This window comes from Nonomuraea mesophila (genome assembly GCF_004352805.1).
Lineage (GTDB): Bacteria > Actinomycetota > Actinomycetes > Streptosporangiales > Streptosporangiaceae > Nonomuraea > Nonomuraea longispora.
Window position 1 is genome coordinate 1 of the sequence record NZ_SMLD01000296.1, and the last position, 6,137, is coordinate 6,137.

The 6,137-nt window shown below is 72.3% G+C and carries 6 protein-coding genes and 1 pseudogene; all 7 read right to left on the minus strand.

Features of this window, described 5'->3' with window-relative positions; translation table 11 throughout:
* Positions 1-440 (minus strand): annotated as a pseudogene (locus E1295_RS46705) (DUF4037 domain-containing protein); the annotation flags it as partial.
* A gap of 94 nt (positions 441-534) precedes the next feature.
* Positions 535-1,092: a P-loop nucleotide/nucleoside kinase family protein gene (locus E1295_RS46710; RefSeq protein WP_246081233.1), complete on the minus strand. Its 558-nt coding sequence runs from the start codon at positions 1,090-1,092 to the stop codon at positions 535-537.
* A 134-nt stretch (positions 1,093-1,226) separates the two neighbouring features.
* Positions 1,227-2,105 carry a GNAT family N-acetyltransferase gene (locus E1295_RS50540; RefSeq protein ID WP_220449251.1) on the minus strand — a complete coding sequence of 293 codons (879 nt, stop codon included), beginning with the start codon at positions 2,103-2,105 and terminating at the stop codon, positions 1,227-1,229.
* Entirely contained in the window at positions 2,102-3,532 is a 1,431-nt protein-coding gene (purB, locus tag E1295_RS46720) for an adenylosuccinate lyase (RefSeq protein WP_132641634.1), read from the minus strand. The genes E1295_RS50540 and purB overlap by 4 nt, the downstream gene beginning before the upstream one ends.
* Positions 3,533-3,591: 59 nt before the next feature.
* A complete protein-coding gene (locus tag E1295_RS46725) occupies positions 3,592-3,864 on the minus strand; it encodes a cation:proton antiporter regulatory subunit (protein WP_132641636.1) in 273 nt (90 codons plus the stop codon).
* On the minus strand, positions 3,753-5,405 hold the full coding sequence (locus E1295_RS46730) for a potassium/proton antiporter (RefSeq protein WP_132641638.1): 1,653 nt from the start codon (positions 5,403-5,405) through the stop codon (positions 3,753-3,755). Before E1295_RS46730 ends, E1295_RS46725 begins: the two co-directional genes overlap by 112 nt.
* Before the next feature lie 33 nt (positions 5,406-5,438).
* On the minus strand, positions 5,439-6,050 hold the full coding sequence (locus E1295_RS46735) for an SPFH domain-containing protein (RefSeq protein WP_132641640.1): 612 nt from the start codon (positions 6,048-6,050) through the stop codon (positions 5,439-5,441).
* Between the last annotated feature and the right edge of the window lie 87 nt (positions 6,051-6,137).

Below are 6,137 nucleotides of genomic sequence, written 5' to 3' on the forward strand. Positions count from 1 at the left end.
AGCCAGCCCAGCCCGTCGTGGAAGACCTCCCCGCAGGTGACCTCGGCCAGGCTCTGCCACGGCGCCGACAGCCAGTCCAGCAGCGACACCCCCTGCCTGGGGTCGAACGCCAGCCGCCCGGTCAGCCACTCCCCCAGCTCGGTCACCGTCACCCCCGAGCGTTCCTGCCCGTGGTAGGTGAACACCGTCGGCAGCCCGCCGAACCGGTCCGGCAGGCCCGCCTCCACGGCCGCCCGTACCTCGGCCACCGCCTCGCCGGGCACGAACACCAACACCCGCGGCCCCCAGTCGTGGTCGGTGGAGCGGGCGGTGTCGAACCTCAGCACCTCCGACCCCGGCCCTATCAGCGCGGCGCTGTGCCTCACCCCGGGGATGAGCGGCGCCACCACATCGCGGTAGAAGGACCGCGACAACTCGATACCAGGTACAAAATCGGACATCACGCCGTCCACTGTGCACCAGCGCCGCCGCAACCTCACCTGAATTTTCTGGGGGGCGCCCGGCCCGCGAGCTCTCCGGGATGAGCGGCCGAGGTCACCCGGCGCCGGCATCACCGGGCGCGAGCGAAGGCCATCGGCCCGCGGCCCACTCCGGCCAGCCCGGCCACCCCGGCGGCGGCCCGGGGATGTCGCCGCCGCCGAGTTCGGCGGCATCCGGGGCCTGGAAACGCGTGCGCCACGCGTCGATGGCGTCCTGGGTCATCGCGAACGTCGTGTGCGGTGCGGTCGCCTGGCGGTGCGCGATCCGGGCGCGTTGGACGTCCCTGTCGACGGGCAGGTAGATGACCTGGCAGAGCGCCCCGGCCGAGGTCGCCAGCCAGCGCAGTGCCGACCGTTCCTCGCGGCTCCACAACCCGAAGTCGAGCACGACGCTGGTGCCCACGTGCAGCGCTCGCAGGGCCAGCGCGATGAGCCGCCCTTCCAGGACGTCGCGTTTGCCGTCGGGCTGCGACCCGCCGAACAGGGAGATCATCCACTCGTCCGGGGTCAGCCGCAGCGCGCGGTGCGCCGCGGCGAGCTCTTCGGCCCGGGTGGTCTTGCCCGCGCCAGGAAGCCCGACCATCAGGTAGAGCGTGGCCGGCTCGACAGGCAAAGGATCCGGGTGCGTCGGACGGAACTGCTGCGACACCGATGTGCTCCCCACATCACGCAAGGACGATCCGGCAGCGCGGCAGGACACGCGATCGGGCCGCCGGCGGGACACTGATCCGAAGCCGGGCAGGCCGCTCAGCCCGTCACCTGGACGCCCGCGACCCGGCGCCTGCGGTAACCGAGCCGCTCGTAGACGCGGATGGCCGCCGGGTTGTCATCGTCGACCATGAGCGCCGCCCGCCCGTAGGCCGCCACCAGTTCCCGCGACAGCCACCGGCACAGCCGCCCGGCCAGGCCCCTGCCGCGCAGCCGGGCCCGCGTCGCCACCCCGGCCAGCAGACCCACCGTGGGCGCCGACCAGGCATCGGCCGCCACCGCCACCAGCTGCCCGCCGGCCCGTACGCCCGCCCAGCGCCGCACCCCCGGCAGGCCGGGCACCGCGTACGACGAGGGAGCCTCAGCCGCCAGCAGCGCCGCGACCTGAGCGCTGTCACCGTCGTCCAGCCAGCCGACCACACCGTCCTCACCCGGACGGACCCCGCCACTGCCAGGCCCACCGGCCGGGCCCAGCACGCCCGCCGGCACGCCCGCCGGCACGCCCGCCGGCACGCCCGCCGTCCGGGCCGGGCTTCCCGTGCGGGCACCGTTCACCGCGCCACCGACGGCAGGGGCGTCGAAAGCGGCGGTGTCCAGGCTCATCCACGAGAACTCCCCGGCCACCCGCAGCCCCGCCAGCCTGCCCGACACCTCCCGCAGCAGCGCCACCTCACCCAGCGGCCGGTACGACGGGCCCAGTTCCGCCAGCGCGTGGCGTACCAGCTCGGTGGCCTGCGCCGGGCCGCCCCGCACCGCGAGCCGGTCGCGCCGTGACACCTGCGGGCTGGCCGCCGCCACCGCGTCGCCCAGCGCCCACGCCCGCGCGCCGCCGCGCAGCCCCTGCGCCGCCCACACCACCAGGTCGTCGTCCCCGCAGGCCGCGCGCACCTCGGCCGCGGAGCGCAGCTCGCGGATCACAGAATGGAGCCGGGACGGTACGAGGCCGCCTCCGGATGTTCCGCCACGACCGCGTCCACCTGCCGCAGAACCGCCGTCACCTGCTCGCCGGCCGCCCCGGTGAACGACACCCGGTCGGCCAGCAGCTCCTCCAGCTGCGAGCGGCCGAGGGGGAAACGTGCGTCGGCGGCCAACCGGTCGAGCAGGTCGTTGCCGGCGCCGTGCGAGCGCATCGCCAGCGCCGCCGCCACGGCATGCTCCTTGATCAGTTCGTGGGCCTGCTCGCGCCCCACTCCCGCGCGTACCGCCGCCATCAGCATCTTCGTCGTGGCCAGGAACGGCAGGTAGCGGTCCAGCTCCGACGCGATCACCGCGGGGAACGCACCGAACTCGTCCAGCACCGTCAGCATCGTCTCCACCAGCCCGTCGAAGGCGAAGAACGCGTCCGGCAGCGCCACACGGCGCACCACCGAGCAGGACACGTCGCCCTCGTTCCACTGGTCGCCCGCCAGCTCGCCCACCATGGAGGCGTAGCCGCGCAGCACGACCGTCAGGCCGTTGACCCGCTCGCAGGAGCGGGTGTTCATCTTGTGCGGCATGGCCGACGAGCCGACCTGCCCATCCTTGAACCCCTCGGTGACCAGCTCGTGCCCGGCCATCAGCCGGATCGTCCTGGCCAGCGACGACGGCGACGCCGCCAGCTGCACCAGCGCGGTGACCACCTCGTAGTCGAGCGAACGCGGATACACCTGCCCCACGCTGGTGAACCGGTGCGCGAACCCCAGATGGGCGGCCACCCGCTCCTCCAGCTCGGCCAGCCTGCCGCGGTCACCGCCCAGCAGGTCGAGCATGTCCTGGGCGGTGCCCACCGGCCCCTTGATCCCGCGCAGCGGGTAGCGGCCGATCAGCTCCTCCAGCCGCCGGTGAGCCACCAGCAGCTCATCGGCCGCCGTCGCGAACCGCTTGCCCAAGGTGGTGGCCTGGGCGGCCACGTTGTGCGAACGGCCGGCCACCACCGTGGCCTGGTGCTCGCCCGCCAGCCGCGCCAGCCGGGCCAGCAGCGCCACCGTCCGGTCGCGTACCAGCAGCAGGCTGTCGCGCACCTGCAGCTGCTCCACGTTCTCCGTCAGGTCACGCGAGGTCATGCCCTTGTGCACCTGCTCGTGCCCGGCCAGCGCGTTGAACTCCTCGATACGCGCCTTGACGTCGTGCCGCGACACCCGCTCACGCGCCGCGATCGAGGCCAGATCGACCTGCTCGACCACCTTGTCGTAGTCGGCGATCGCCTCCTCGGGCACCGCCACGCCCAGCTCGGCCTGGGCGCGCAGCACCGCCAGCCACAACCGCCGCTCAGCGACGATCTTGTATTCGGCGGACCACAGGCGGGCCAGCTCGGGCGAGGCATAACGAGCGGCCAGGACATCGGGGATATGCGGCTTGGCAGTCACGTTCGACAAGTGTATTCACACGTGCCGGGCGCGGCGCGCCCGGCCAGGACAACCACCGCTCAGGAGCGCTCGCCGGCCAGCTGCGCCAGGCGCCGCTCCACCGCCGACAGCCGATCGGCCAGCGAACGGCTGTGCAACAACTCGGCGACCCAGTCGGCCTCGTCGGCGTCCAGCTCCACCACGTGCGACGGGCTGTCGGCGTCGTCCCCGTCGTAGACCATCACGGCACGCCGCCCGTCGTCGAAGACCATGACGCCGACGTGATCTCCTTGCCTGGTGTCGTAGTGATGGACGATGCCGCTGCCCGGGACCGTCGTGTGGCTGATGTCCACTGCGCAGATTCTCCTTCCATGCTGGCCGCTCGGCCAGGATCGGTATCGATGTCGCCGCGCTCGCCGTACCAGTGGGCCAGCCGGCCACGCCGCGCAACCGCGCGCAACCGGCACTCCACCTGCTGGCGCGCGTCGCTCGTGGTGACGATGAGCACATCGTCGCCCTCCCGCAACAACGTCACAGGCTCGGGGACGATGGTGTCGCCGTCACGGATGATCAGCACGACGTTCGAAGGGGCGGGCAGCCGCAGTTCGAAGATCTCCACGCCGTGCAGCCGCGAACCGGGCGGAACCGTCAGCGTCAGCAGATCGGCGCCCAGCACATCCAGCGGAGCGGCCTCGATGCTCACCTCCCTAGCCTGGCCCGGCTGAGTGATGCCCAGCAGCCTGGCCACCGCCGGCAGCACCGGCCCCTGAACCAGGACGAACAACACCACCAGCACGAACACGATGTTCAGCAACTGCTGACTGCCCGGCACCGCCGCGACGATCGGGAACGTCGCCAGCACGATCGGCACCGCGCCGCGCAACCCCGCCCAGGAAATGAACGCCTGCTCCCGCCAGCTCGTACGGAACGGAAACAGACACGCCACCACCGACACAGGCCGGGCCACCAGCAGCAGCACCAACCCGACGACCGTCGCCGGCAGCAACGCCGACCCCAGCTCACTCGGATTCACCAGCAACCCCAGCATGACGAACAACCCGATCTGCGCCAGCCAGCCGACCCCCTCGGCGAACGAACGCGTCGCCGCCCGGTGCGGCAGAACCGCGTTACCCAGCACGATGCCCGCCAGATAAGCCGCCATGAACCCCGACGCGCCCGCACCACCCGCCGCCGCGAACGCGATCACACCCAGCCCCAACGTGGCCAGCGGATACAGGCCCGTCGCCGGCAACGCCACATAACGCAACGCCGCCGTCCCCGCCCACCCGATCAGCAACCCGATCACCGCACCCGCCACCAACTGGTACGTGATCTGCCCCGCCACAGCCACCGGCCCCGGCAGATCCACCGCCGCGGTGCTGAACACCAGCACCAAAATGACGGTCGGCGCGTCGTTGAACCCCGACTCCGCCTCCACCAGCCCCGCCGCCCGGCGCGGCAGCGGCAACACCCGCAACACCGAGAACACCGCCGCCGCGTCCGTGGACGACACGATCGCCCCCAGCAGCAACGCCAGCTGCCAGTCCATGCCCAGCAGCAGATGCGCGCCCGCCGCGGTCACCAGCACACTGACCGCGACACCCACCGTGGCCAGCAACGCCGACGGCAGCACCAGCCGCCGCAGATCACTCCACCGCGTGCTCAGGCCACCCTCGATGAGAATGATCGCCAAAGCCGAGGTGCCGAGCGTCTGCGCCAGCCCCGCATCGTCGAAATCGATCCCGAGAACGTCCTCGCCCAGCAGCACACCCAGCGCAAGGAACAGCAGCAGGCCGGGTAGTCCCAGCCTGCTCGCCGTACGCGCCGCGGCGATACCGGCCAGCAGGACGACCCCGCCGGCGAGCAACGCCGCGTACAACTGCTGCAGGCTCATCGCGGCACCTCGAAGGCTCGGTCAGACCATCCCCTACCCACCCGGACGCGTCTCCCGCAGCCGGTCCGCCCAGGCGATCAGCTCGCCCCGCAACGGGACCTGCACATCGTCGATGTCCAGGAGCGTGACACGCACCCCCCACCTGCTCGTCGTCTCACTGACCCGCTCGGCCACCTCCGAGCCGCCGCGGCTCACCATCGCCGGCAGATCCGCCAGATCGGCGTCGGCGATACGGCGGCGCACCTCCCGCTCGGCCGCCACCGTGGCCGCCACCAGCGGCCCGTCCATCGTCATCGCGAACCGGACCGGATCGCTCACCTCGGCCACGGCGCCGCCCCTGACCCGCACCGTCACCCCGTCACGGGTGACCGCCTCGGCACAGAACACATCCAGCGACATCAGCCGCAACGACACCCGCACCGCGCGTTCCACGACCGGCCACACCACCACCAGCCCAGGCCCCCGCACACCGTCGACCCGGCCCAGCCGGTGCACCACCAGCCGCTCATCCGCCCTGACGACACGCACCGTCCACAGCGCGACCACCACCAGCGGCAGCACACACAGCAACGCCCACCCCACCGGCCCCATCCCGGCGGGCTCCCTGACGAAAGGGACGAGGGGGAGCGTGTGAGCTGCGAGCATGCGAGTCTCCCGGTCGTCGTACGCCCCGGCCGCACACCGGTCATCCCCTACGACCAGGTCCGGGCCGGGCCCTGCCAGCCCCAGTCT